The sequence below is a fragment of the Nocardia sp. NBC_01327 genome, assembly GCF_035958815.1.
Classification (GTDB): domain Bacteria; phylum Actinomycetota; class Actinomycetes; order Mycobacteriales; family Mycobacteriaceae; genus Nocardia.
Genome location: NZ_CP108383.1, coordinates 7,970,079 through 7,994,056 on the forward strand (window position 1 = coordinate 7,970,079; position 23,978 = coordinate 7,994,056).

At 66.9% G+C, this 23,978-nt stretch carries 23 protein-coding genes and 2 tRNA genes; 10 read left to right on the top strand and 15 right to left on the bottom strand.

The annotated features are described in order from the left end of the window. Positions 1-46: 46 nt before the first annotated feature. Positions 47-517, top strand: a complete 471-nt coding sequence (locus OG326_RS36865) for a hypothetical protein (RefSeq protein WP_327141742.1) — start codon at positions 47-49, stop codon at positions 515-517. A gap of 76 nt (positions 518-593) precedes the next feature. Here the strand turns inward: OG326_RS36865 and OG326_RS36870 are convergent. The 3 genes from OG326_RS36870 to OG326_RS36880 all read right to left on the bottom strand — a co-directional run bounded on the left by OG326_RS36870 (position 594) and on the right by OG326_RS36880 (position 1,615). Next, a tRNA-Met gene (locus OG326_RS36870) sits at positions 594-667 on the bottom strand. A gap of 63 nt (positions 668-730) precedes the next feature. Next, positions 731-1,201, bottom strand: a complete 471-nt coding sequence (locus tag OG326_RS36875) for a nuclear transport factor 2 family protein (RefSeq protein WP_327141743.1) — start codon at positions 1,199-1,201, stop codon at positions 731-733. 21 nt (positions 1,202-1,222) lie between these two features. After that, positions 1,223-1,615 carry a carboxymuconolactone decarboxylase family protein gene (locus OG326_RS36880; RefSeq protein WP_327141744.1) on the bottom strand — a complete coding sequence of 131 codons (393 nt, stop codon included), beginning with the start codon at positions 1,613-1,615 and terminating at the stop codon, positions 1,223-1,225. 98 nt (positions 1,616-1,713) lie between these two features. Between OG326_RS36880 and OG326_RS36885 the strand changes: the two genes are divergently transcribed. Beyond that, positions 1,714-2,562 carry a helix-turn-helix domain-containing protein gene (locus OG326_RS36885; protein WP_327141745.1) on the top strand — a complete coding sequence of 283 codons (849 nt, stop codon included), beginning with the start codon at positions 1,714-1,716 and terminating at the stop codon, positions 2,560-2,562. Here the strand turns inward: OG326_RS36885 and OG326_RS36890 are convergent. From OG326_RS36890 to OG326_RS36900, 3 genes are all read right to left on the bottom strand, one after another. After that, complete coding sequence (locus OG326_RS36890) at positions 2,547-3,344, bottom strand: PP2C family protein-serine/threonine phosphatase (RefSeq protein WP_327141746.1); 798 nt, start codon at positions 3,342-3,344, stop codon at positions 2,547-2,549. The two genes, OG326_RS36885 and OG326_RS36890, sit on opposite strands and share 16 nt — an antisense overlap. Before the next feature lie 128 nt (positions 3,345-3,472). Next, positions 3,473-4,261, bottom strand: coding sequence for a trans-aconitate 2-methyltransferase (locus tag OG326_RS36895; RefSeq protein ID WP_327141747.1), 789 nt, complete (start codon positions 4,259-4,261; stop codon positions 3,473-3,475). Positions 4,262-4,359: 98 nt separating this feature from the next. After that, a tRNA-Met gene (locus OG326_RS36900) sits at positions 4,360-4,433 on the bottom strand. A 544-nt stretch (positions 4,434-4,977) separates the two neighbouring features. Between OG326_RS36900 and OG326_RS36905 the strand changes: the two genes are divergently transcribed. Continuing rightward, positions 4,978-5,511 carry a transglycosylase family protein gene (locus OG326_RS36905; RefSeq protein ID WP_327141748.1) on the top strand — a complete coding sequence of 178 codons (534 nt, stop codon included), beginning with the start codon at positions 4,978-4,980 and terminating at the stop codon, positions 5,509-5,511. Positions 5,512-5,636: 125 nt separating this feature from the next. On the opposite strand, the gene OG326_RS36910 is transcribed toward OG326_RS36905, so the two are convergent. Further along, on the bottom strand, positions 5,637-6,491 hold the full coding sequence (locus tag OG326_RS36910; protein ID WP_327141749.1) for an SDR family oxidoreductase: 855 nt from the start codon (positions 6,489-6,491) through the stop codon (positions 5,637-5,639). A 127-nt stretch (positions 6,492-6,618) separates the two neighbouring features. On the opposite strand from OG326_RS36910, the gene OG326_RS36915 reads away from it, so the two are divergent. Next, positions 6,619-7,602 (top strand): Lrp/AsnC family transcriptional regulator, encoded by a 984-nt coding sequence (locus OG326_RS36915; RefSeq protein WP_327141750.1) that lies wholly within the window; start codon positions 6,619-6,621, stop codon positions 7,600-7,602. Positions 7,603-7,704: 102 nt separating this feature from the next. On the opposite strand, the gene OG326_RS36920 is transcribed toward OG326_RS36915, so the two are convergent. Then, positions 7,705-10,704 carry a UPF0182 family protein gene (locus OG326_RS36920; RefSeq protein WP_327141751.1) on the bottom strand — a complete coding sequence of 1,000 codons (3,000 nt, stop codon included), beginning with the start codon at positions 10,702-10,704 and terminating at the stop codon, positions 7,705-7,707. Between the two features lie 177 nt (positions 10,705-10,881). Here OG326_RS36920 and OG326_RS36925 point away from each other — a divergent pair, with 177 nt between their 5' ends. Continuing rightward, the gene (locus OG326_RS36925; RefSeq protein WP_327141752.1) at positions 10,882-11,484 is read left to right on the top strand and encodes a PPA1309 family protein; all 603 of its coding nucleotides are present in this window, start codon (positions 10,882-10,884) and stop codon (positions 11,482-11,484) included. 109 nt (positions 11,485-11,593) lie between these two features. Here the strand turns inward: OG326_RS36925 and OG326_RS36930 are convergent, their stop codons facing one another. After that, the gene (locus OG326_RS36930) at positions 11,594-12,619 is read right to left on the bottom strand and encodes a YlbL family protein (RefSeq protein ID WP_327141753.1); all 1,026 of its coding nucleotides are present in this window, start codon (positions 12,617-12,619) and stop codon (positions 11,594-11,596) included. Positions 12,620-12,704: 85 nt separating this feature from the next. Here OG326_RS36930 and OG326_RS36935 point away from each other — a divergent pair, with 85 nt between their 5' ends. From OG326_RS36935 to OG326_RS36945, 3 genes are all read left to right on the top strand, one after another. Continuing rightward, positions 12,705-14,138 carry a zinc-dependent metalloprotease gene (locus tag OG326_RS36935; RefSeq protein WP_327141754.1) on the top strand — a complete coding sequence of 478 codons (1,434 nt, stop codon included), beginning with the start codon at positions 12,705-12,707 and terminating at the stop codon, positions 14,136-14,138. Between the two features lie 137 nt (positions 14,139-14,275). Further along, complete coding sequence (locus OG326_RS36940) at positions 14,276-15,238, top strand: TOMM precursor leader peptide-binding protein (protein ID WP_327141755.1); 963 nt, start codon at positions 14,276-14,278, stop codon at positions 15,236-15,238. A 44-nt stretch (positions 15,239-15,282) separates the two neighbouring features. Beyond that, positions 15,283-16,668, top strand: coding sequence for an ABC1 kinase family protein (locus OG326_RS36945; RefSeq protein ID WP_327146690.1), 1,386 nt, complete (start codon positions 15,283-15,285; stop codon positions 16,666-16,668). Between the two features lie 122 nt (positions 16,669-16,790). Here the strand turns inward: OG326_RS36945 and OG326_RS36950 are convergent, their stop codons facing one another. Together OG326_RS36950 and OG326_RS36955 are read right to left on the bottom strand one after the other, a co-directional pair. Next, positions 16,791-17,078 (bottom strand): WhiB family transcriptional regulator, encoded by a 288-nt coding sequence (locus OG326_RS36950; protein WP_297612622.1) that lies wholly within the window; start codon positions 17,076-17,078, stop codon positions 16,791-16,793. A gap of 711 nt (positions 17,079-17,789) precedes the next feature. Further along, a complete protein-coding gene (locus OG326_RS36955) occupies positions 17,790-19,943 on the bottom strand; it encodes an ATP-dependent DNA helicase UvrD2 (RefSeq protein ID WP_442790870.1) in 2,154 nt (717 codons plus the stop codon). A 102-nt stretch (positions 19,944-20,045) separates the two neighbouring features. Between OG326_RS36955 and OG326_RS36960 the strand changes: the two genes are divergently transcribed. Continuing rightward, positions 20,046-21,299 (top strand): low temperature requirement protein A, encoded by a 1,254-nt coding sequence (locus OG326_RS36960; RefSeq protein WP_327141756.1) that lies wholly within the window; start codon positions 20,046-20,048, stop codon positions 21,297-21,299. A 3-nt stretch (positions 21,300-21,302) separates the two neighbouring features. Here OG326_RS36960 and OG326_RS36965 read toward each other — a convergent pair whose 3' ends face one another. The 3 genes from OG326_RS36965 to OG326_RS36975 are packed head-to-tail and all read right to left on the bottom strand — an operon-like array spanning position 21,303 to position 22,620. Beyond that, positions 21,303-21,785 (bottom strand): MarR family winged helix-turn-helix transcriptional regulator, encoded by a 483-nt coding sequence (locus tag OG326_RS36965; RefSeq protein WP_327141757.1) that lies wholly within the window; start codon positions 21,783-21,785, stop codon positions 21,303-21,305. Then, entirely contained in the window at positions 21,782-22,204 is a 423-nt protein-coding gene (locus tag OG326_RS36970; protein WP_327141758.1) for an EVE domain-containing protein, read from the bottom strand. Before OG326_RS36970 ends, OG326_RS36965 begins: the two co-directional genes overlap by 4 nt. Continuing rightward, positions 22,201-22,620: a hypothetical protein gene (locus OG326_RS36975; RefSeq protein ID WP_327141759.1), complete on the bottom strand. Its 420-nt coding sequence runs from the start codon at positions 22,618-22,620 to the stop codon at positions 22,201-22,203. The genes OG326_RS36970 and OG326_RS36975 overlap by 4 nt, the downstream gene beginning before the upstream one ends. Positions 22,621-22,719: 99 nt before the next feature. Between OG326_RS36975 and OG326_RS36980 the strand changes: the two genes are divergently transcribed. Continuing rightward, the gene (locus OG326_RS36980) at positions 22,720-22,971 is read left to right on the top strand and encodes a mycoredoxin (RefSeq protein WP_327141760.1); all 252 of its coding nucleotides are present in this window, start codon (positions 22,720-22,722) and stop codon (positions 22,969-22,971) included. A gap of 61 nt (positions 22,972-23,032) precedes the next feature. Here the strand turns inward: OG326_RS36980 and nudC are convergent, their stop codons facing one another. Further along, positions 23,033-23,941, bottom strand: coding sequence for an NAD(+) diphosphatase (gene nudC, locus OG326_RS36985; protein WP_327141761.1), 909 nt, complete (start codon positions 23,939-23,941; stop codon positions 23,033-23,035). Positions 23,942-23,978 lie beyond the last annotated feature (37 nt).

Sequence of the window (23,978 nt, forward strand, 5' to 3'; positions counted from 1 at the left end):
CCTTGCTCGTTCGACCGTCGGTATCGCCGCAGGAGTGGCGATGGGGGTGGCCACCATCGTCTCGGCTACGACCGCATCAGCAGATATGACCATTACACCGTCGCAAGCGTATTGCGTTGGCACCACCTATTCCGTCACCCTGCCGGCGGCAGATGCTGCGGCACTGTGGGCACAAATGCCTGCCGTCGAGACCGCTCTGAACGAGTGGGCACTGGTGGAGACACCGTCTGCCGGCAGCGGACTGTCGACAACCGTCTCCGCCCCGGTGAAGTACGTCGCCGGCCAGGACGTGACCGTGCAGTGGGCGCCACCTGCGGCAGGGCAGTGGCAGCTGATGATGGCCCCATTCAGCCAAGGCGGCTACGGCACCCCCTTCGGAGGGCCATTGGCAGTCACCGTCGTGCAGTCTGCGCCGGCCGGGTCGAGTTGCACCCCGCCCACCAGCGGCGGAACCGGTAGCGCGAACTCGATTCCGGTGATCGGCGGCCTCCTCAGCAGCCTCTCGGCCCAGAAGTAGCACCACGCCAAATGTAGTTGCCGAACCAATATGAAAACGGCCCGGAACCTGTTGGTTCCGGGCCGTTTTCAGGTAGTAGCGGGGACAGGATTTGAACCTGCGACCTCTGGGTTATGAGCCCAGCGAGCTACCGAGCTGCTCCACCCCGCGTCGGTGTGAGGATGACGTTACCTCGGGGTAGGGGGAAACTCCAAAACGCGGGGCGGGAGGGGGTCAGGCGGCTTGGGGGCGGATGCCGCCGGAGGCCAGGGTGAGGACGTCTTTGTTGCCGTCGGACCAGGTGGGGGTCATGGCGATGTCGTTGATGCGCCAGGCGCCGTCGATGCGGGTCAGGCCGAAGCGGTAGGTGCCGCCGAGGGTCCAGCGTGGGGAGCCGAGGGGGTTGGCCAGGATGTGGACGGCTTGGAAGACGGCGGTGAGGACCGCGGTGTCGCCGTCGACGGTCACCAGGTGGTTGCCGAGCAGGTGCTGGGTGGCGTCGAAGGCGCCGAGCAGGCGAGACCAGTCGGCGTGGATCTGGGCGGGGGTGGCGTGTGACGGATCGCCGCCCCAGATGGCGGTGTAGTCGAGGCGGACATCCTCCGCGAAAACGGTCGTGAAGGCGTCCCAGTCACGAATGTCGATGTACCACATCATGGCGGTGGCGGTATCGATCACGTCGGCGCGGTCCTGTGCGGAAGTCATTGTGTTCTCCTGTGATCCGGGTTAGGTGACGGGAAGCAGGTTGTGGTCGGCGAAGATTCGGCGGGCGACGCCCATGGCGGCGAGTACGCGCGGGAATCCGGCGTACGGCAGCGCCTGGATGACGGCCTCGACGAGTTCGGTGGAGGTCAGTCCGGTGTTGAGGGCGGTGGTGAAGTGGGCTTCCAATTGCGGTTCGGTGGCGCCGAGGCCGATGAGGACACCGAGGATGACCAGTTCCCGCCGGCCGGCGTCGAGTCCGGGACGCGCATTGATATCGCCGTAGGCGAATTCGACGGCGAACCGGTGCAGGTCGGGCGCTATATCGGCCAGTGCGTCGTACACCCGCTGCCGGGCGGCGGTCGGGCCGCCGAGCTCGGCCAGCCTGGCCGCGCCTCTGTCGTACCGTTCGTTCATGGGTATGAGATTGCCTGCCGTGCAACGGCCTACCCAGACCTCCGTTGTTCCAGGTACTCCCAGGGCCAGGCTCCCGATCCTCGGGCAAACTGGACGGCATGGCAGAACGCAATCCCCTGGGGGAATTCCTCCAATCCCGCCGGGCCCGGATCAGTCCCGAAGAGGTCGGACTGCGGGCCGGTGCGTCCGGGCGGACGCGGCGGCGGGTCGCCGGACTGCGGCGTGAGGAGCTCGCTCAGCTGGCGGGGATCAGTGTCGAGTACTACCAGCGGCTCGAACAGGGCCGGGCCAATCACCCCTCCGACGAGGTGCTGGACTCCCTCGCCGAGGTGCTGCGCCTCGACGACACCGAGCGCGGGTATCTGCGCAGGCTCGCCAACCCGCCGCGGGTCCGGGACCGGCGCAGCGCGCCCACCGCCGTCCGGCCGCAATTGCGGCGCATGCTCGACCTCGTCGACAAGGTGCCCGCGGTGATCATTACCGATCGCTTCGATGTGCTCGCGGCCAATCTGCTGGCCGAGCGATTGTTCGCGCCGATCTCGAATGCCTTGCACGACAACGGAAACCTCGCCAGGGAACTTTTCCTCGATCCGGCCGCCCGCGAGTTCTATGTGGAATGGGAGGACGTGGCCGCCGCCACCGTCGCAGCCTTGCGATTGGCTGCGGGCAGCCACCCCGAAGACGCGGAGTTGACCGCGCTGATCGATGAATTATCCACCGGCAGCACAGCATTCGCCGAACTCTGGTCCGAGGGCGATGTGGCCGTGCGCACGTACGGCGCGAAGAACTTCCGGCATCCGGCCGTCGGCGTGCTGACGCTCAACTACGAGAATCTGGAGCTTCCCGGCGATCTGCGGCAACGACTGGTCACCCTCAGCCCGGACGCCGCCACCGCGACCGAGGCGGCCTTACAGGTCCTGGCCTCCGAGACCTACATCAGCCGCTGAACCACCGGCGGCACACCGGGCAACGGCCGGGCATCGACCACCAGCGCCGTGGTGTTGTCGCGGCCACCGCCGTCGAGGGCCGTCTGCACCAGCGCCGTCGCGGCGTGGCTCGCCGAACCATCCTCGGCGAGAAGGGATTTGATGTCCGCCATCTCGAGACGCTTGCCCACGCCGTCGGAGCAGAGCAGCAGTCGTCCCGTGCTGGTGCCGGTGGCCGCGTGGCCGATGTCCTCCGGCCGCACGGTGCGCGCGGACGTGGTGACCAGATGGCCCATCCCGGGCATCGGCACATGTCCGCGCGCCCGGAAGTATTCGGCCACAGTGTGATCGGTGGTGAGCAGATGCAGTACCCGGCCGTTCCACCGGTAGGCCCGGCAGTCACCCACCCAGGCGATATCGCACGGCCCGTCCGGCTGTCCATCGGCCGGCAGCACCGCGACGACGAGCACGCTGTCGGCGGCCGCCTCCGGCAGCTCGCGCAGCAATTCCGCCTGTGCCGCAAGGATTCCGGCGCGCGCACCCTGTGTGACCGCCACCCGGGCCGCGACCCGCGCGACGATCCGCGCCGCCCGTGCGGCCGCCAGATGATCGCCGACCCCGTCCGCCACCACGAACGCGGCGCGCCCGGTCTGGCGATCGGTAACGGTGGCAACCGCATCCGCGTTGATATTACGTAGGCCGAGTCGGCTCACCGCCGCTCCCGCGACGGTGACGAATCGAACCTCTTCGTCAGGATGGGCGGGCACTGCGGCAGATCCGATCTCGAGGGCTGCGGTGTGCATGGCCCGACCTCCTGGGACTCGGCCTAAGGGGGTGCTGCCAACCAGCACTCCTCCATTCAACGGCCGAAACCCGTGTACAACTCCTGAATCACCTGTGCGATTGCTGTGTTTACCTGCGTCGATAACGATCAGATCGCGGTCTGCGCGACCACGAAGATGCGGCGGAACGGCAACCAGGTGCTGCCGTCGGCCTGCTCCGGATAGGCGGTGCGCAGCAGCGGGGCCAGCTCGCTCCGGAATTCCTGCCAGCCGGCATCGTCGAGGACGTCACGCACCGGCGTCAGCGCGGTGCCGGTGACCCACTCCAGCACCGGATCCGCGCCGGTGAGGCGCTGCAGGTACGTGGTCTCCCAGGCATCGACCGTGCAGCCCGCCGCGGCCAGCAGCTGCGCGTAGCCCTCCGGATCGAGGACGGCGCGCGGCTCCAGAAGGTTTGCCGGAGCGAGCTTTTCGCGCCACCGCGGCCGCGCCGCGACGGTGCGGATGGCGAGATGGGAAGGCGCATCGAAATTTCCGGGCACCTGGAAGGCCAGCCAGGCGCCGACAGGAAGCTCACGCGCCCAGGCGGAGAGCAGATCCTGATGGCCGGGCACCCACTGCAGCACCGCGTTCGACACCACCACATCGGTATCCGCGCCGGGTTGCCACTGCCGCACATCACCGAGTACGGCATCGATCCCGCGCGCCCGCGCGGCCGCCACCATCTCCGGGGACGAGTCCGAGGCCTCCAGCACGGCCTCGGGCCAGCGCTCCGCGAGGGACACAGTGAGATTGCCCGGCCCGCATCCCAGGTCGACCACCCGGCGCGGCTTCTCGGCCCGCACCCGGGTCACCAGATCGAAGAACGGCCGCGCCCGATGATCATCGAAGGCCAGATACTGCTGCGGATCCCACATGGCTGCTCCATCCCTGGTCACACCAACCGAGCCTGCATATCGCACTGTCAACGGTAATCGGGCGGCCACAGATACAGCGAAGGCCCTCGAAGAAGTTCTTCGAGGGCCTTCGCTGTTAGTAGCGGGGACAGGATTTGAACCTGCGACCTCTGGGTTATGAGCCCAGCGAGCTACCGAGCTGCTCCACCCCGCGTCGGTGAACACAACATTACACACGGCTCCGCGTCAGTGCCAAATCGGCTGGTCAGAAGCGGTTTGGCGGGTTGCGAAGACGATCATGGAACAGGCTGTGGCGGATGCGCCGACCGTCCGGACGGTGCGGAAGCGGAGGTTTGGAGGTGAAAATCCTCCGCCTCACAACGCTTTCCTGCGCGCGTCCCCGGTTTCAGGGGCCGAAAACGTGACCGACCCCACAATTTCGTCGTGACTTAAATCACATCACGGTCATATAACAGACCGATCGGGATATCGAAATGCAGCATAGCCAACCTGCATGAACAACGTTTCGACGGTTATTCGCTTCATGCAATTCCGAAGTTATCAAGAGTTATCAAGACGTGATCTGCCGAGATTTACTCGTTACCGTCGTACTCGGCCCGGATCAAACCTGAGATGGGCACCGCACCGAACCGCTGCACTCCGGAGACCCTGTCCCGCGGTTTGGTACCCAGAGCCCCTGGGGACAGGGACACGGCACAGCAACTCGCCGGGTCGGTAGGCGCAGGGAGGGACAAACGATGAAACAGAACCGGAAGATCAACTCCCGCACCCTCGGCCTGCTGGCCGTCACAGGCGCAATTGTTGCCGTCCCGTTCGGCTTCTCCGCAACCGCCTCGGCGGCCACCCACGACTGGGACGGTGTTGCCCAGTGTGAGAGCGGCGGCAACTGGGGAATCGCCACCGGCAACGGCTACTACGGCGGTCTGCAGTTCACGCAGAGCACCTGGGCCGCCAATGGCGGCACCGGCTCCCCCAGCAATGCCAGCAAGGCAGAGCAGGTCCGGGTGGCCGAGAACGTGCTCGCCACCCAGGGCGCCGGCGCCTGGCCCGTCTGCGGCCAGTACCTGCGCAGCGGCTACACCGAGCCCGAGCCGGAAGCCGCTCCGGAGCCCGTCGCTCCCGCCCCCGCCCCGCTCCCCAACGACCGCCAGGCCGCGATCGATCAGGCCAAGAGTGTCGCCGGTGGCCTCGCTCAGCAGTTCGGCGTCCAGGACCAGCTCAATCAGGTGCTGGATCAGAACTCCGCGCTGATCGAGTCCTGGGGCCGCTGAGATCCCTCCCTCTCTCGGGAAGTAGCGAAATGCGCTGCCGTCCATGCTGACGGCAGCGCACTTCTCTGTAGACACAACCCGTTGGCATGGTACGCCGACTGCCGCTGCGCGGCACAGGTTTTCGGCTATACGGTGACGAACTCTGCCCGGTGCGCGGTCGCCCACTCCGCGAAGCTGCGCGGCGGACGGCCGGTGACCTCCTCGACCGAGGGGTGGACCACCGAGGTGAACGACTCCAAAGCCGTTGCGCGCAAGGACATTATGGCGTCGGCCATATCGGGAGCCACTCCGAAGCCGAGCAGCGCGGTATGCGCCTCGGCGGCCGAGATCTCCTCATAGCGCAGCGGACGGCCGAGCACCTCGGCGAGGATGCCGGTCTGCTCCCCCGGCGCCAGCGCCTGCGGGCCGCTGAGTGTGTAAATCCTTCCGGCATGGCCGGTTTCGGTCAGCGCCGCCACGGCGACGGCGGCAATGTCCTCCGGATCGACCACGGCGATGCGGCCCTGCCCGTACGGGGCGCGGACGGTATCGACGGCCCGGATGCCCGGAGCCCAGTGCAGCGCATTGGACATGAATCCCAGCGGGCGCACCATGGTCCAGTCGATGCCGCTCGCGCGCACCGCCTGCTCACCGGCGCGGTGCCAGGCCGGAATCGGATCGGTGGCGGCCTCGTCACCGGCGCGCCCGGAGGAGAGCTTCACCAGGTGGCGGACGCCGGCGCGGATCGCGGCCGCGGCGACATTGGCGTCGTGCACCGGGATTTCGGGGCCGGCCGACAGCAGGAAAACGCTGTCGACCCCGTCCAGTGCGGCGGCGAGACTCTCCGGCGCACCCAGATCGCCGCGCACGACGTCGATATCAGCGGGCAGGTTCGCGGTCTCCGGCCGCCGCACGAGCGCCCGCACCGGTGTGCCCAGCACACGCAGCCGGTCGATGACGGCACGCCCGACGGTGCCGGTGGCTCCGGTCACGAGAATCATCAGATACTCCCAGTTCAGATTGATCGCGGATGGTCACCGCGTCTGGAACCAGCCTGTGCTGGGGCGCGAAATAGATCCATCCACGGGCTGCGGATTGCGGCTATTTTCCATTTGGTGTACCCGTGCGATGATTTATTCCATGCTGGACGAGGTGGACCGCGGCTTGATCCATGCCCTGCACATCGACGGGCGGGCGCCGTTCAATCGCATCGGCGAGGTGCTGGGCGTCTCCACCCAGACCGTCGCGCGGCGCTATCGCCGCCTGCGCGAGGAGTTCGGGCTGCGGGTGGTCGGGCGGCCCGATCCGGGGCATACCGGCACCACCCAGTGGCTGGTCCGGCTCACCACCACGCCCTCCGCGAGCGGGCAGCTCGCCCGGGCGCTGGCGCAGCGCACCGATACCAGCTGGGTCATGCTCACCTCCGGCGGCACCGAGGTCTTCCTCATTGTCGACGGACCCGGATTCGACGCGCCCGCACTGCTTTTGCACGATCTACCGCGCACCTCGGCGATCACCGGCATCTCCGCGCACTACGTGCTGCACACCTATCTGGGCGGGCCGACCGCGTGGCCGGGCCGCCTCGCCGTACTCGATTCCGAACAGCAGCGAAAGCTGCGGCCGCACGAGGAAGACGCCACCGGGCGAGCTGGATCGGATACGGATGACCTGCTTTTCGCCGCCCTGCGCACCGACGGGCGCGCCGGACTCGCACAGCTGGCCGAGGCCACCGGGTTATCGCAATCGACTGTGGCGCGGCACATTTCGGGGCTGCGGGCCGACGGTGCGCTCTACTTCGATGTCGACGTGGACGACCGGGTCTTCGGGGTCACCACACGGGCCATGCTGTGGGCGTCGGTCGCGCCCGGAAAGCTCGACGGGGTCGCCGAAGCCCTTGCGCGGCATGAGGAATTGGCATTCGTGGCCGCGACCACCGGCAGCACCAACCTCATCGCCGAGGCGCTCTGCCCCGACCCGGCGAGTCTGCACACCTATCTCACGAAGAAGCTGGGCGCCTTCGACGCGATCGGCACCCTGGAGACCACCCCGGTCCTGGCGACGGTGAAATCGACATCGCAGCCACCGCTGCTGCGACCCCGGCCGGCGCGCTAGCGACAGGGTCGCGAAGACAAATGGCACGATGACAAAAGGCGCTGCCGTCTTGTGGACGGCAGCGCCTTTCATTGTGCAGCAGGGCTTTTCACGCCCGGATGACTACGGTCCCGCCTGCTGGTAGGCGTTCACGGCCGTCTGCAGATTCTCCAATGCCTTGCCCAGGGTGCCCAGGTCGCCCGACTTCTGGGCGTCCTGCACCGCCTTGAGCGCATCGTTGAGCTGCTTGACCGCGGCGTCCTTACCGGTCGAGCCCGTCGGCGGCGCGACTGTGCCCTGGTTCGGCGGAGCGACCGTCTGATTCGGCGGCGCCACAGTCTGATTCGGCTGATCGGTGGCGGCGCTGCCGGTGCCGGGCAAGACCTGCTCCAGCGCCTCCTTGACCGTCGAGCCGTACCCGACCTTGTCGCGATAACTCGCCAGCACCTTCACCAGCTGCGGGAAGGACGGCGCGTTGGTGCCGCCGGTATTTCGTTCCAGATACCACGGCTCCACATAGAGGATGCCGCCGTCACCGACCGGCAGGGTCAGCAGATTGCCGTATTTGATCTTGTTGACATTGCCACCGGTCAACAGGTTCCGGTCGCGTGAGACTTGATCATTGGTCGTCATCGACGTCTGGGTCTGACCCGGGCCAGGCGTCTGCGAATCCGGGGGTAACTTCAGCACCGTCAACTTGCCGTAGTTGTCCGGATCCGAATGCGCCTGGATATAGGCCGACAGGAAGTTCCGTTTATAGCCCACCATGACGCTGGTCAGGCTGAACTCGGGTTTCCCTGTCTTCGGGTCGCCCACCAGCACGTAGTACGGCGGTTGATGCGCACCGCTGGCCGCGCCCTCCTGCGTCGGATCATTGGGCACCGACCAGAAGGCGTTGTTGGTGAAGAACTCTCGCGGATCGTCCACGTGATACGTCGCGAGCATCTCGCGCTGCACCTTGAACAGGTCCTCCGGATAGCGGAAGTGCGCCCGCAGTTCGGGACTGATGGCACTCTCCGGCTTCACGGTATTCGGGAACACACCGCTCCACGCCTTCAGCACCGGATCGGTCTTGTCGAACTGGTACAGCGTGACGGTGCCGTCGTAGGCATCAACGGTCGCCTTCACCGAATTACGGATATAGGAGACCTCCTTACGCGGCAGCAGCCGGCCGGTGGTCTGGTCGATGCTGTCCTCCACCACACCGTCCAGCGAGGTGCGCTGGGCGTACGGGTAGTTGTCCAGCGTGGTGTAACCGTCCACGATCCAGAGCATGCGGCCGTTGACCACCGCGGGGTACGCATCGCCGTCGGTGGTCAGCCACGGCGCCACCTGCTGTACGCGATCACGCGGATTGCGATTGAAGATGATCTTCGAATCCGAGCCGATCGCACCCGAGAACAGAATGTTCCGCTCGGCGTACTTGGCCGCGAACGCGAATCGGTTGAACCAGTTGCCGATCGACACACCACCCGCACCGGAGTACGTGTACTGATCGGTGGGAGTGTCGTACTCCCGCGGCGCCTGGTTGTTGCCACCGACGATGGCGTAGTCCGCGTCGGTCTTGGAAATCAGCTCGCCGTAGTAGATGCGCGGCTGGTCGAGCTTGATGGCTTCCTTGTCCTTCGGCGTGAACAGATCGCTCACCGTGGACAGATCACCCAGATTGAAGGTCGGATAGCCGTAACCGCCACCGGAATCACTGCCGGCCGCAGCCTGCGCCGCCGCAGTGTCCTTGGGCGGAGCCACATTCACCTGGTTCGCCGGCGAGGCCACGAAGCCGTTGCCGTGCGTGTACACGGTGTGCTTGTTGATCCAGTCGGTCTGGTTGCCGGACAGGTTCTGCGGCTGCAGCTCACGGGCCGCCACGATGTAATCGCCCATCTGACCATTGATGGTGTAGCGGTCGATATCGAGCGGATCCGGGAAGCCGTAGAAGTTCTGCAGCTGCTGATTGCGCTGGATGAAGGTCTGCGTCAACAGGTTCGGATCCAGCAGCCGGATATTCTTGATCGTCGCCTGATCGGCGGGGACCATGAGCGGCTGCTTGGTCACCGGGTCGGTGGTCGCCTCACCCTTGTAATCCTGGTACTCCACCTTGTCCGGTGTGAGTCCGTACGCATCACGGGTGGCCGCGATATTGCGCTGGATATACGCGCTCTCCTTGGTGGCCGCGTTCGGGCGCACCGAGAACTGCTCCACCAGCAGCGGCCACACCGCACCCACCAGCACCGAGGACAGCACCAGCAGCGCCGCCGCCATGGCCGGAATCCGCAAGTCGCGCAACACCACTCCGGCGAAGAACGCGAGCGCGCAGATGACCGCGATGGACAGCAGAATCAGTTTGGCGGGCAGCACCGCATTGATATCGGTGTAGGAACCACCGCTGAAGGTCGGCTCCTTACGGGTGCTCGACAGCAGCGCATACCGGTCGAACCAGTACGCAATCGCCTTGAGCAGCACGAACAGTCCCGCCAGCACCGCCAGCTGAACCCGCGCCGCCGTACTCAGCGTGCCTTCGCGACCGGCCAGGCGCAGACCGCCGAACACGTAGTGCGTCACCAGATTCGCGAAGAACGCGATCACCACGGCGACGAACAGCCAGTTCAGCACCATGCGATAGAACGGCAGATCGAAGGCGTAGAAGCCGACGTCGATATGGAACTGCGGATCCTTGATGCCGAACGAGCCGCCGTGCAGGAACAACTGCACCGTCACCCAGCTCGACTGCGCCACCAGACCGGACAGCACGCCGATCACCAACGGAATCCCGATGCCGAACAAGCGGAGCCGGCCCATGACGGTGGTGCGATAGCGCGCGATCGGATCGCCGGGTCCGGACACCGGCACGAAGACCGGACGCGACCGGTACGCCAGTAGCAGCGACACCCAGATGATCACGCCGACCACGAGGGCGACCACCAGGAAAAGCACGATTCGGGTCAACAGCACCCGAGTGAAAACACCACGGAAACCGACCTCTCCGAACCACAACCAGTTCGTATAGGCGTCGGTGAGCCGAGGCCCGACCAATAACAAGGCAGCCAATACCAGCGCTGTCACCAGCAGTATTCGGCTGCGGCGTGACAGCGAAGGTAAGCCTGTCGGGGGGCGCATGCCCACGATGCCACTCTCCCAGGGTCTGGCAGGCCCGCGCCGGAAATACCGGTCGGTACACCGCAGTCCGATGATGCGAGCTGGTCCCGGGGGACCGTTCGCGCCCCACTCTACGTAAATCGCCCCCGTTCCCGCCCAACACCCGCACTCGAGACTTTCGGAAGCCGATGCGAGGATTGTCGGGTGAACCCTGAGCAGTGGGCCGCATCCGCCCTGTACCGGTGCATCCGTGAAGTCGCCGAGTACGCCGACGGTGAAGGCTGGGACCGTCCGCCGCAGATGTTCGCGCTGGTACCGACCGTGGACCTGGTAGCCGCCGAACCTTCGCTGCTGGATCAGGTCGACTCCGAGGACGCCCTGACTCCCATTGCGCAGGAACCGTTCCCGGAGGACATCAACGGCGACCATCCGCGCGCACTCGACGAATTTCTCGCCACCACCAGCTGGCCGTCGGCCGTCGAGGGCTGCGTGCTGGTGCAGCAGATCGTGGTGCTGCCGCCGGATGCCGAACAGACCCTCGACGATGCCATCGCACCGCTGCTCGCCGATCCCGACGCCGCCGACTCGGCCGGGCGCCAGGCCGCGGTGACACACCCGGAGCGCCGCGACGCGCGCCTGTTCGTCGGCGTGCTCCGCGACGGCACCTCGCTGTCGCTGCTGCAGGTGCGTCCCGCCGAACACGAGGAAGACCCGTTCGGCGACCTCGAGTTGCGCACGGCGCCGAACCTCGCGCCGAACCTGGTCGAGGCCGTGCGGCAGACACTCGACAACGAGCCGGACGACTGACGGCACACGCGGAACGACATCGCGCCCGCTGCCATCAGGCAGCGGGCGCGACTCTTGTTTCCGGACGGCTGTGTCCGGCCGCAGCTGTATCTCGCTGCGGCCCGGACGTCTAGCTGCAGCTGGGGACGTCCTTGCCGGCATTGAGGTCGTCCAGGGATTGCACTGCGGCGGCGAGGTTTTCGACCTTGACCAGGCGCAGGCCGTCGGGAGTGCGCTGGGCGGCCTCACCGCAGTTGGCGGCGGGGACCAGGAAGGTCTGCGCGCCGGCCTCGCGGGCGGCGATCATCTTGTACTGAATGCCGCCGATCGGGCCGACCTTGCCGTCGGGGTCGATGGTGCCGGTGCCCGCGACGAACTTGCCGCCGCTCAATTCACCGGGGGTGAGCTTGTCGATGAGGGCGAGGGTGAACATGAGGCCCGCCGACGGACCGCCGATCTCGGCGAGGTTGAAGTCGGCTTCGAGCGTGCCGGCGGCGTACTCGCCCGGCGTGATGCCGAGGTAGCCCTTGCTGGAATCGTCCGGGCGCGCACCGAGGGTGATCTCGGCGGTCTGCTCGGTCCCGTCGCGGCGGAACACCACCGGAATCGCACTGCCGGGCTTGGCGCCCGATACCGCTGACACCACATCCGTGGAGTTCGCGATCGGCTTACCGGCGACGCTCACCAATTCATCGCCCTTGCGCAGCACATCCTTGGCGGGCCCGTCCTCGGTGACCGCGCGCAAACGCACCACCGTGGGCATCTTCAAGAAATGCAATGCGGCCAATTCGGCATTGTCTTCGGAGTCCTTGAAGTCCTGCTGATTGCTTTTGTCTATCTCGTCACGCGACACCCCGGGCGGATACACCTCGGCACGCGGAACCAGACCGTGCTGACCATCCACCCAGAGGCCGAACGCCTCGAAGATATTCAGCTGGTCGCGAACGGAGACCGTCGTCATATTCAGATTGCCGGTGGTCGGGTCCAGGGGTGCGCCACGCACCTCTACCACCTCTTTTCCATTCACCTCACCCAGCGTATTGAACGTCGGACCAGGTCCGAGCGCCACAAACGGGACGGTGATAACGCTGCCTGCGATCCCGAGCGCCAGAATCGGGATCAAGGCAGCGAGCAGGGTGAATATCCGACGGTTCACGCGGCCAAGGGTACTGGTGATGCACTCGAATGCCGCGCTCCGCTCTGCGGTTCGCCCCATCCGCGGCTCCAGTACCGTAGTAGGTATGAGTGACATTCCGTTCGGATTCTCGAATCGTGACGACGACCCGGAGCGCAAGCCCGGTGACGAGTCCAGCGGTTCTGGTGCGAACAACCCGTTCGGATTCGGTGGTCCGGGCGGCGGCGGATTCGATCCCTCGCAACTGGGGCAGATGCTGAGTCAGCTGGGTCAGATGTTCACCAGCATGAGCCAGCCGGGCGGCCAATCCGGTCCGGTCAATTACGACCTCGCCAAGCGATTGGCCCGGCAGCAGCTCGGTTCGAGCGTCACGCCCGTCACCGCCGGCGCCCAGCGCGCCGTCACCGATGCCGCGCACCTCGCCGAACTGTGGCTCGATGCGGTGACCACGCTGCCCGCGGGCGCCACCAAGACCGTCGCCTGGACCGCCAACGACTGGATCGAGGAGACGCTGCCCACCTGGAAGCGGCTCTGCGATCCGGTGGCCGAACAGGTCTCCGGCATGTGGACCGCGACCCTGCCCGACGAGGCCAAGGAATTCGCGGCGCCCATGATGGGCATGCTCGGCCAGATGGGCGGGCTCGCCTTCGGTTCGCAGCTGGGCTCGGCCCTGGGCCAGCTCGCCAAGGAGGTGCTGACCTCCACCGATATCGGCCTGCCGCTCGGCCCCGCGGGCACCGCGGCGCTATTGCCCACGGCCATTGCCGAATTCAGCGCCGGCCTGGAGCAGCCGGAGAGCGAGATCCTGGTCTATCTCGCCGCGCGCGAGGCCGCGCATCAGCGGCTGTTCGCCCATGTGCCGTGGCTGCGGCAGCAGGTGCTCGGCGCGGTCGAGGACTACGCACGCGGCATCAAGATGGACTTCTCGGCCATCGAGCAGGCCGCGGCGGGCCTCGATCCCATGACGCTGGCGCAGGATCCGTCGAAGCTGGAGGAGCTGCTCGCGCAGGGCACCTTCGAACCGCAGACCACGCCCGAACAGCAGGCCGCGCTCGATCGCCTGGAGACCCTGCTCGCGCTCATCGAGGGCTGGGTGGAGACCGTGGTGACCGATGCGGTCGGCGATCGGCTGCCCGGTGCGGGCGCGCTCGCCGAAACGCTGCGCCGCCGCCGGGCGACCGGCGGTCCGGCGGAGCAGACCTTCGCCACCCTGGTCGGGCTGGAATTGCGGCCGCGCAAGGTGCGTGAGGCGGCCACCCTGTGGCGGCGACTGACCACCGATGCCGGTGTCGAGAAGCGCGACGGGATCTGGGCGCATCCGGATCTGCTGCCGGACTCCTCCGATCTGGACGCGCCGGCCGGGTTCATCGATACCGTGCTCGGCGGCGGGACAACAGCTTTCGACGATCCGATGGCCCAGCTGGCCGAGACCGAGGCACGCGAGCGCGCGGCCAAGGAGTCGATGGACAAGGCCGACAGCGACAGGGCCGAGTCGGGCGAGAAGCCGGACGAGGACGAGGGCGGCAAGCCCGCCTCCTGAGCACCCCGATCGGGTTGTCCACACGGTTCGCCGCGGTGCACAATCCCTTTGAGCTACTTGTGGATAACCCGTGAAAGCGCTGGTGGTTAAGCGTTTTCACGGGTTGTTCGGTTTTCGGGGGCGCGCAGACTGCTGCTATGACAATGCTGCCACGTACGCACGGGCCGATGCTGCATCCGCGAATCGCGGTGCTGCGGCGGTGCAATGGGCTGGTGCAGTTGGGCTGGGATCCCGGGCATGCCGTGGTGCTGCGGCCGCCGGGCCCCGCGGAGGCCGTGCCCGCGCTGCTGCGCCTTCTGGACGGGGTGCACACCCGATCCGAGATCCTTTCGCACGCCGGGGAATTGGGGTTCGACGCCGGGACCACCCGGACGCTGCTGGATGAGATGGCGGCCGCCGGGCTGCTGGCCCGGGAGGACACCGGCTCGCGATTGCGCACGGTGCGGGTGCACGGGCGCGGGCCGCTGTCGGATGCGCTGATCGAGGGTCTGCGGCGAATCGGCTTGCGGCCCAGTCATTCCGCTCCCGGCCACGCCGCCACACAGCGCACCGTGGCCAACGCGCAGCGCACCGCGCCTCCCGATCTGGTGGTGCTCGCCGATGCGCTGGTGCCCGATCCGGCGCTGGTCGCCGAGCTCATGCGACGCCGCATTCCGCACCTGCAGGTGCGCATTCGGGACGGGCGCGGTGTGATCGGCCCGCTGGTGCTGCCCGGCGCCACCAGCTGCCTGCGCTGCGCCGATCTGCACCGCTGTGATCATGATCCCGATTGGCCACACCTGTGTGCCCAGTTACTCGGCCGCGTGGGTCACCTCTCCCCCGCCGGCATCGCGGCTACCGCGGCCTTGGCGCTCGGTGAGGTCGAGACCATTGCGCACGGCCGCGACGATCGGGCGCCCGCCACCCTCAACTCGACGCTGGAATTGGACTTGGACTCACACCACCTGGAGTTCCGGCCCTGGTCGGTGCATCCGCACTGCGGTTGCACCGAGGCCGCCGACGATGGCCAGGAAGCTGCCGGTGCGCCTCCCGCGACCGAAATACCCTCCGCCGAGGCCGATCCCGTGGCGCGCGGCAATAGCCGGGAGGCGTTGCTGTGACGGATCCCACTCACGCCCTGGACCCGCGATTACAGCTGATTCCCATGGCGAACCGTCTGGGACATCGGCATGATGGGAACGTGTCAGAGATTGTGAGCAAGCGCTCTTCCCGCAATGCCAAGTTGGCGAAAATTCCACTCGGCATCGCAGGGCGGGCGGCCGTGGGGTTCGGCCGCAAACTGGCCGGGGGCGATAAGCAGGAAATCAATGCGGAACTCAACCAGAAGGCCGCCGAACAACTGTTCGCGGTTCTGGGCGAGCTCAAGGGTGGGGCGATGAAATTCGGGCAGGCGCTGTCCGTATTCGAAGCGGCCGTGCCCGAAGAGTTCGGCGAGCACTACCGCGAAGCCCTCACCAAATTGCAGTCAGCGGCCCCGCCCATGCCGACCGCCGCCGTCCACCGTCAACTCGACCAGCAGCTCGGAACCGGCTGGCGGCAACGCTTCCGGGAATTCGACGACAATCCCACCGCCTCGGCCAGTATCGGACAGGTGCACAAGGCCGAATGGTCCGACGGCCGCATTGTCGCGGTGAAGGTGCAGTACCCGGGCGCCGACGAAGCCCTGCGCGCCGACCTCAAGACGCTCAACCGCATGGCCGGCATGATGGGCGCGATCATTCCCGGCGCCGATGTGAAGCCGATCCTCGCCGAGATCAGCGAGCGCACCGAGGAAGAACTCGACTACCGCATCGAGGGCGGGCATCAGCGCCAGTTCGCCAAGGCCTTCGAGGGCCATCCGCGCTTCCTGGTGCCGAAGGTGGTGGCCAGCGCCCCCAAGGTGATCGTCACCGAGTGGCTCGACAATGCCACGCCGGTCTCCAAGGTCATCTCGCATGGTATGGAGGACCCGGCGGGCACGCTGGAGCAGCGCAATAGCGTCGCCGCGCTGATGGGCGAATTCCATTTCTCCTCACCGGCGATCGCGGGGCTGCTGCACGCCGATCCGCACCCCGGCAATTTCATGGTCATGCCGGACGGCCGCCTCGCCGTCATCGACTACGGCGCCTGCGCACCGCTGCCCAATGGTTTCCCGCCCATTCTGGGCCAGATGGTGGCGCTGGCCGTCGAGGAGCGCTTCGACGAGCTGACCGAGCTGATGACCACCAATGGCTGGGTCATCCCCGGAAAGACGGTGAGCCACCAGGAGATTCAGGACTACCTGCGTCCCTTCACCGACCCCATCAAGACCGAGACCTTCCACTTCACCCGCAAGTGGATGCAGCGCGTCGCCGGTAAGGCCACCGATCTCACGAATCAAGACATGATGAAAACCGCTCGCGCCCTGCAACTCCCGGCCGAGTACGTGATGATCTTCCGGGTACTCGGCGGGTCCATCGGCATCTGCGCTCAGCTCGACGCCGAACTGCCCTTCATGAAGCTCATGCAGGATTGGGTCCCCGGCTACAAGGAATACCGCACCGCGAGCTGAATTACCGCGCTGCACAACGGCTTACAACCCCCGGACTCACAGCCCCTGGACGCAAAACGACCCGCTTACAAAGAAGTAAGCGGGTCGTATGCGTTCTTTGTCACCCCCGGCCGTCAGGCCTGTCATGCCACCGCGACCTTGCGCGGGCGACCACGCGGGCGCTTGCGGGCAATGACCGCACCCTGGTCGAAGATCTCGCCGCCCCACACTCCCCAGGGCTCGGCGCGATCGATGGCGGCGGACAGGCAGCCCTGCCGGATCGGGCAGCTGGCGCAGAGCACCTTCGCCTCTTCCAGCTGGGCAGGGTTCTCGGCGAACCAGAGATCGGGGTTACCGTCTCGACAAGGCAGGGTCATGGTGACGCCCCGGCGGATACGGGGGGTCGAGGCCACGTTGTTGCGGCATGTCACGCGGTCACGGATAACCGTGGTGGACACGTCGTTCTCCTTCAGCTCGTGCAGCGGTCGTCTTGTGGAAGACGTTGCGTTGTATTTCGCGAAACCGGTGCCGTGGCTGGTGCCGATAAAACTATGGCCACGGTTTCGCTCTGAGGCGATCCGTGGCCAGAAGGTCCGGGGAGTGGTCCCCTACCCGAGTCGACTTCGGTGTCGACTCCTGATCACGGTCGCTAGGTGGATATCGCGGAGGCGGGCTGCGTGCGTGCCGGGAGCCGCTGCTGCGACTACCGGGTGCCAGCCACCGCTGGGCTTGTCCTGCTTCATGACGATCGTCTGTGCCGCTTGGGTTTCGGTTGCAAAACCCTGAAGACCAAGATCGCCATTACGGCCGGACAGACGAATCCCCTGCATAGCGAGGATCCCCCGGGAGGCCGACGGAACGGAGACGACCGGGGTCGTCACCAAATAGCCGGTGCTACCGGTAGCGGTGATGTTCACGATGCCGTTCATGTTCTTATTGCCTCCCGTCCTGCGCTCGTAGCCGATAGATGTCGCATGCACGCCGGGATGTCCTCCCGGGTGCATGCGAACCACATTAGGTACATATACGGATGCACACAACTTATTTTTGACCAGCAGTTTTGTGGTCTTGTGCGCCTCTCGCAAACTCTCGTGCCCGCCGCCTGGTGGCAGCGGGCACGGCTGGATGAGTAGCCGCGGTAGTCAGCCCTGGTTGCGGGCTCGAATGATGGCCAGGACGTCCGCGCCGTAGGTCTGCAGCTTCTTGGCGCCGATGCCGGGGATGGAGACCAGGGCGCCGTCGTCGGCGGGGCGCTGTTCGGCGATGGCGGTGAGGGTCGTATCGCTGAAGACGACGAAGTGCGGCAGTGAGAGCTCGTCGGCCTTCTCCTTGCGCCAATCCTTGAGGGCGGTGAGGAGTTCGGTGTCGATATCCGCGGGACAGCGGGAGCAGCGGCCGAGCATGGTCGCCTGGGTATTGAGCAGCGGGCGGCCGCAGACCCGGCAGGTCGGGTGCACGCGCTTGGGGCCCCGGCGATCGATGGTGTGCTGTGCGATGCGGGAGGCCGGCGAATCGTCGGGGACCAGGCCGTTGAGGAAGCGGGAGCGGCGGCGAACCTTACGACCGCCCTCGGAACGTGCCAGCGCCCAGGACAATTGAAGGTGTACGCGGGCACGGGTGACGCCGACGTAGAGCAGGCGGCGCTCCTCTTCGAGCGCGGCCTCATCGGACACCGTTCCGTCCGAACCGAGTACGTGCTGGATCGGCAGGGTGCCGTCGGCGAGGCCGACCAGGAAGACGGCGTCCCACTCCAGCCCCTTGGCCGCGTGCAGCGAGGCCAGGGTGACGCCCTGCACGGTCGGTGGGTGGCGGGCCTCGGCGCGGGCGGCGAGCTCGCGCAGCAGGGCGGGCAGATCGAGTTCGGGTTCGTGGCCGGCCAGTTCCTCGGTGAGCGCCACCAGCGCCACCAGCGCGGACCAGCGTTCGCGGGCCTGGACACCGACGGGTTCCTCATTGGTGAGGCCGAGGCGGGCCAGGACCGCACGCACGAGGGTGACGAGCTCGGCGCCGCGGGCATCGGGCAGATCGTCGCGGGCGCCGGCCTTGCGCAGCTCCTGCACGGCCTGGCGGACGTCGGGGCGATTGAAGAAGCCTTCGCCGCCACGCACCTGATACGGGATCCCCGCCTCGGTGAGCGCCTGCTCGTATGCCTCGGACTGGGCATTGATGCGGTAGAGGATGGCGATCTCGGCGGCCGGGGTGCCCTTTTCGAGCAGGGCCGCAATGGCTTTCGCGGCGGCGGCGGCCTCGGCGGGCTCGTCGTCGTATTCGGCGAAGCCCGGTTCGGGGCCCTCGGGCCGCTGGCCGATCAATTGCAGCCGGGTTCCGGCAATGCGGCCGCGGGCGGCGCCGATCACCCGATTGGCCAGGGAGACGACCTGCGGGGTGGAGCGGTAGTCGCGTTCCAGGCGGATGACCGTGGCGTCGGGGAAGCGGCGGGAGAAGTCCAGCAGGAAGGTCGGGCTGGCGCCGGTGAAGGAGTAGATGGTCTGGTTGGCGTCGCCGACCACGGTCAGATCGTCGCGCTCGCCGAGCCAGGCGTCGAGCACACGCTGCTGCAGCGGTGTGACGTCCTGATATTCGTCGACGACGAAGCTGCGGTAGCGACCGCGGAACTCCTCGGCGACCGAGGCGTAGTCCTCCAGCGCGGCGGCGGTGTGCAGCAGCAGATCGTCGAAGTCCAGCAGGATGCCGTCCGAGGTGGCCTTGGCCGATTCGTAGCCGGAGTAGACGGCCGCGACCTTCGATGCCTCGAAGGGGGCGTCGCGTTGCAGCCGCGCGACCGCGGCGGCGTAATCCTCCGGTGCGATGAGTGAGCCCTTGGCCCATTCGATTTCGCTGGTCAGATCGCGCAGGGTTTCGGTATCGGTGCCGAGCCCGGCCCGGCCCGCGGCCTGGGCCACCACCGGGAACTTGCGGTCGAGCAGCTTCCACGGCACATCGCCGACCACCTGCGGCCAGAAATAGCGCAGCTGCCGCAGCGCCGCCGCGTGGAAGGTGCGGGCCTGCACCTGACCGGCCTCACCGCCCAGCCCGAGCGCCCGCAGCCGATTGCGCAGCTCCCCCGCGGCCCGGGCCGTGAAGGTCACCGCCAGCACCTGATCGGCGCGCACATGCCCGGCGGACACCAGATGCGCGATGCGGTGGGTGATGGTCCGGGTCTTGCCCGTACCCGCCCCCGCCAGCACGCATACCGGACCGCGCGGTGCGCGCACAGCGGCCGCCTGCTCGGCATCGAGTTCGTCGAGCCGGAGTTTGGCCTGCTGTGTTGGGGCGGCAGTCACGCGCACCATCATGACAGTGCCCTCCGACAGCCCGCCCGCCCGTTGCCCTCCGACAGCCTGATCTCGGCGCGCGGCCTACGGGCGAGCGGGGGCATCTCGGGTTAGCGTGCCCGCGTGGCGAATAACGCACCCGCTGAGGGCACGACGCATGATCGGCATGCGACCTGGATGGAATTGTTCTTCGATCTGGTCGCGGTGGCGGGGATCAGTGAGCTCACGCATCTGCTGCATCGTGGGCCCTCGCTCGGCGAGCTGGCGCTGTATTTGATTCTGTACCTGGCGTTTTGGACGGCGTGGGCCTGCATCACGCTGTACAGCGATGTCGCTCGCGATCACACGCACCAGGGGTTGATGCTCGCGGCCATGCTGGGGCTCGGCCTGATGGCGGCGGCGGTGACGGGGGTGCCGGATCGGCATTCGACCACGTTCGCGGCGGTATATGTGGTGCTGCGGGTGTTCACGGCGCAGATCTGGGGGCGCGGGCGGATCGTGGTCGACTGGCCGGTCGCTCAGCTGACCCTCGGGGTACTGCCGTGGATCGTCTCGCTGTGGGTGGGCGAACCGGGGAAGTACTGGTGGTGGGCGGCGGGACTGGTGATCGACCTGTACCTGATGTTCGCGGTCAGCGGCGAGCGCATGCTGGCCGAGGCGCAGCAGAAGCTCGATTGGCGGCTGAGCAGGTCCCATCGCTTCGACGATATCGAGGTACCGAAAATCAAAGCGGTGCATGCCGATCCGGAGCATTTCGGGGAACGGCTCGGGCTGTACGTGATCATCGTGCTCGGTGAGGGCGTCATTGCGGTGATCGACGCCGTCGGCTCGGAGGCCTGGACGGCGCGGGTGCTCGTGCTGGGTTTCGGGTCGTTCACGATTCTCGCGGGGTTGTGGGCTCTGACCCTCATGTTCGGCGCGATTCCCCGCTTGATGAGTGGTGCGGATACGACCGGAAGAGTCCCGTGGCAGCACATTATGGCGACGCACTGCGGGGTCACCGGCGCGATCGCCACGATCGCGGCGGGTCTGGGCATGACCATCGCGCATGCGGACAGCCATGTGACGACGGGCATCGGGTGGGTGCTGTGCGGTGGCGCCGCAGCATATTTCGTGATCACGGGATTGAGTGGACTGCGCAGTGGCGCCGATTGGCACTCGATCCTGGGCTATCCGCTCCCCTGCGCGGCGATCGCGGTGGTATTGGGAATTTTCGCGGTGCACATCGGTCCGATCGGACTGGTGTACGGCGTGCTGGCGCTGATCGTCTGGTCACTGCTGTGGCAGACCTACACCGACGGGAAGTGGCGGACGGGGACCGGTCCCGACCGTCCGCATCGCCCGTCGCGCGGTGAATCCGGTCCGGCAGCGGCCTGACGCTCAGCCCCGGTCGCGGAGCCGGCGCAGGGCGACGGTGAAATCGGGGGTGTTCTCCCCCAGGGGCGCGAAGAATTCGCGATCGCAGGATTCGACCGCGACGATGGCCCGATTCACCAGGGCCACACCGGTTTCCGTGGGCACCAGCGATTTGGCGCGGCGGTCGTGCGGATGGTCGCGGCGTTCGATCAGGCCCTTGTTCTCCAGGACGCGCAGCACCTGCGAGGTCATCATGGGGTCGGTCGCGGCCTGGGCGGCCAGATCGCGCTGCATGACCGGCTCACCGCCGGAGTTGCCGGTGAGCCAGGTCAGTGCGGCCAGCAGCACGAACTGCACATGGGTCAGGTCGAAGGGGTCCAGGGCCGCCCGCTGGGCGGCCTGCCAGCGGTTGGTCACCTGCCAGAGCAAGAAGCCCGGACTTTCCTCAGCGCCGAAATCGGAGCGCAGCAAGTGCTCGGATTCATTGTTCTCACCGGGCGCCGTCACTCGCCGACCATAGCGCGGGAGATGACGGCGAAATCGTGGGCGGTCAGTTCGACCAGGCCGCGCCGCAGCACGATCCCCCAGTTGGGCGTGCTGGTCAGGTCGAGTTCGCCGCGGAGCCGGTCGATGGGCACCTCGGCGGCGGTCTTGTCGTAGTCGACCGCCCGCCGCCAGGGGCGGAAGCAACCGCCCTGATCGTCGGCCTGCCAGACGGGCTGATCGTCGATGATGCCGAGGGCGGTGAACGCCTTGATCGGCTCGCCCTCGCGCATGCCGGTCCGGGGTGAGTAGTAGACGAATCCGTCCCCCGGCTGCATGCGCTCCACCGGGGCGCGTTTGCCGTGATTGGCCTGTGCGATACCGAGTTCCACGCCGCGCCGGACGTGATCACGGGAGACGACGGCGAGCCAGTACTTGCTCATGCCCGCACCGCCTCGGCGGCGACGACCAGCGCGTTCAGGTCGGGCTGAGCGGATTTGGCGAGATCGGCGCCCATGATCTTGGTCCAGAACCAGCGCAGCGGGCCGTCGATGCTGACGGTGACGGAAACGGTGGTGCGCTCGCCGGTGGTGACCTTGTGAGCGAAGGTGAGGCGACCGCCGAAGAGCTTGGAGACATCGACGAATTCGGTATCGGTGAGCTTTTCGACGATGAACGGAACCTTGGGTCCGCCCTTGGGCTTGAGGGTGCCGGTGGCGCCCTGGACGAACGGGCCGTCGAGCTTCACCCATTCGGTGTCCTGGTTCCATTCGGACCAGGTGGCCATATCGCCCCACTTCTCGAAGAAGGCGGCGGGAGCGGCGGTCGAAGTGGCGGTGGCAGTTGCGATCGTGTTCATGGATTTAGTATGCGCGCATACTAAATCCATGTCAACCCCCGGTCGTGATCACGTTCGGGCCGAGGGAACACGATCAGCGGGGGACGTGTTGCACAGTCCGTGACTGCAACGGACCTGACCATGTACTCGACCACCTGGTGTGGCTACTGCCGACGCCTCCGGACCCAGCTCGACGAGGCCGGCATCACCTATACGGTGATCGATATCGAAGAGAATCCGGCCGCCGCCGAGTTCGTGGGCAGCGTCAACAATGGCAACCACGTGGTGCCGACCATCAAGTACAGCGATGGCTCGACCGCCACCAACCCCAGCCTCAAGCAGGTCAAGCAGGCCCTCGCCAGCATCAGCTGAGCCGCCGCTGAACGAAGGAAGCCGCACATCCGAGGGGTGTGCGGCTTCTTCTCGTCCCGGATCAGCTTGCGGCAGCCCAGGATTCGACGATGGTGCGGGCGATGGAGATGGAGCCGGGCAGCAGCAGGCGGGCATCGGTCTTCGCGCCGCCCCAGGCCCCGGCCGCGAGCGCCTCGCGGACCTCGGCGCGGGTGAACCAGTGCGCCTCGACGATCTCGCCGTCGTGGAACGTCAGCGGCTGCTCCGGATCGGCGACGGCGGAAAAGCCGAGCATGAGCGAGCGCGGGAACGGCCAGGGCTGACTGCCCAGATAGGTGATCTCGCGGACGTCGACGCCGACCTCCTCGCGCAGTTCGCGCTCGACGCAGCGTTCCAGCGATTCACCGGCCTCCACGAAACCGGCCAGCAGCGAGAACAGGCCCTCGGGCCAGGTGTGCTGACGGCCGAGCAGGACGCGGTCGGCGCCGTCGTGAATGAGGCAGATGATGGCCGGGTCGATGCGCGGGAACTCTTCGTGACCGGATTCGCTGGTGCGCGACCAGCCGCCGTTGGTGATCGTGGTGGGGGTGCCGTCGCCGGCGCTGAAGTGCGCCTTGTCATGCCAGTTCAGCAGGGCGATGGCGGTGGAGAGCAGGCCGGTGCCGAAATCGTCGAGCTCGAGGGTGGCGCCGTAGGCGCGCAGGTCCGAGAGCGAGCCCTCGATGGTGTTGTCGCGCACCGCCCACAGGTGCAGGTCGCCGTCCACACCCAGGAAGACGGCGTCGGGGGCCGGTTCGGCGGCGAGGGTGGTGGTCGATTCCAGCACGACCGTATTGCCCTCGACGCGGACCTGGCCGCGTTTGTTCATCCGTAGCAGCTTGGCCTGCGGCCAGCCCTCTTTCAGTGCTTGCTCATCGGCGCGAAGGTGTTCCGCCCGATCGAGAGTGGTACGGGAAAGAATCGGGACCGCATTCAGCTGGAACTCAGGCACAGTGTCTATCTTGCCCTTCGCCGTACCCGGAACTGGT

Bases quoted from the DNA above. Each gene is read 5' to 3' on its own strand.
- OG326_RS36975 (WP_327141759.1), bottom strand. From the start codon at position 22,620: ATGAACACGATCGCAACTGCCACCGCCACTTCGACCGCCGCTCCCGCC.
- OG326_RS36915 (WP_327141750.1), top strand. From the start codon at position 6,619: ATGATTTATTCCATGCTGGACGAGGTGGACCGCGGCTTGATCCATGCC.
- OG326_RS36940 (WP_327141755.1), top strand. From the start codon at position 14,276: ATGACAATGCTGCCACGTACGCACGGGCCGATGCTGCATCCGCGAATC.
- OG326_RS36885 (WP_327141745.1), top strand. From the start codon at position 1,714: ATGGCAGAACGCAATCCCCTGGGGGAATTCCTCCAATCCCGCCGGGCC.
- OG326_RS36875 (WP_327141743.1), bottom strand. From the start codon at position 1,201: ATGACTTCCGCACAGGACCGCGCCGACGTGATCGATACCGCCACCGCC.
- OG326_RS36890 (WP_327141746.1), bottom strand. From the start codon at position 3,344: ATGCACACCGCAGCCCTCGAGATCGGATCTGCCGCAGTGCCCGCCCAT.
- OG326_RS36905 (WP_327141748.1), top strand. From the start codon at position 4,978: ATGAAACAGAACCGGAAGATCAACTCCCGCACCCTCGGCCTGCTGGCC.
- OG326_RS36880 (WP_327141744.1), bottom strand. From the start codon at position 1,615: ATGAACGAACGGTACGACAGAGGCGCGGCCAGGCTGGCCGAGCTCGGC.
- OG326_RS36955 (WP_442790870.1), bottom strand. From the start codon at position 19,943: ATGATGGTGCGCGTGACTGCCGCCCCAACACAGCAGGCCAAACTCCGG.
- OG326_RS36910 (WP_327141749.1), bottom strand. From the start codon at position 6,491: ATGATTCTCGTGACCGGAGCCACCGGCACCGTCGGGCGTGCCGTCATC.
- OG326_RS36945 (WP_327146690.1), top strand. From the start codon at position 15,283: ATGGCGAACCGTCTGGGACATCGGCATGATGGGAACGTGTCAGAGATT.
- OG326_RS36970 (WP_327141758.1), bottom strand. From the start codon at position 22,204: ATGAGCAAGTACTGGCTCGCCGTCGTCTCCCGTGATCACGTCCGGCGC.
- OG326_RS36935 (WP_327141754.1), top strand. From the start codon at position 12,705: ATGAGTGACATTCCGTTCGGATTCTCGAATCGTGACGACGACCCGGAG.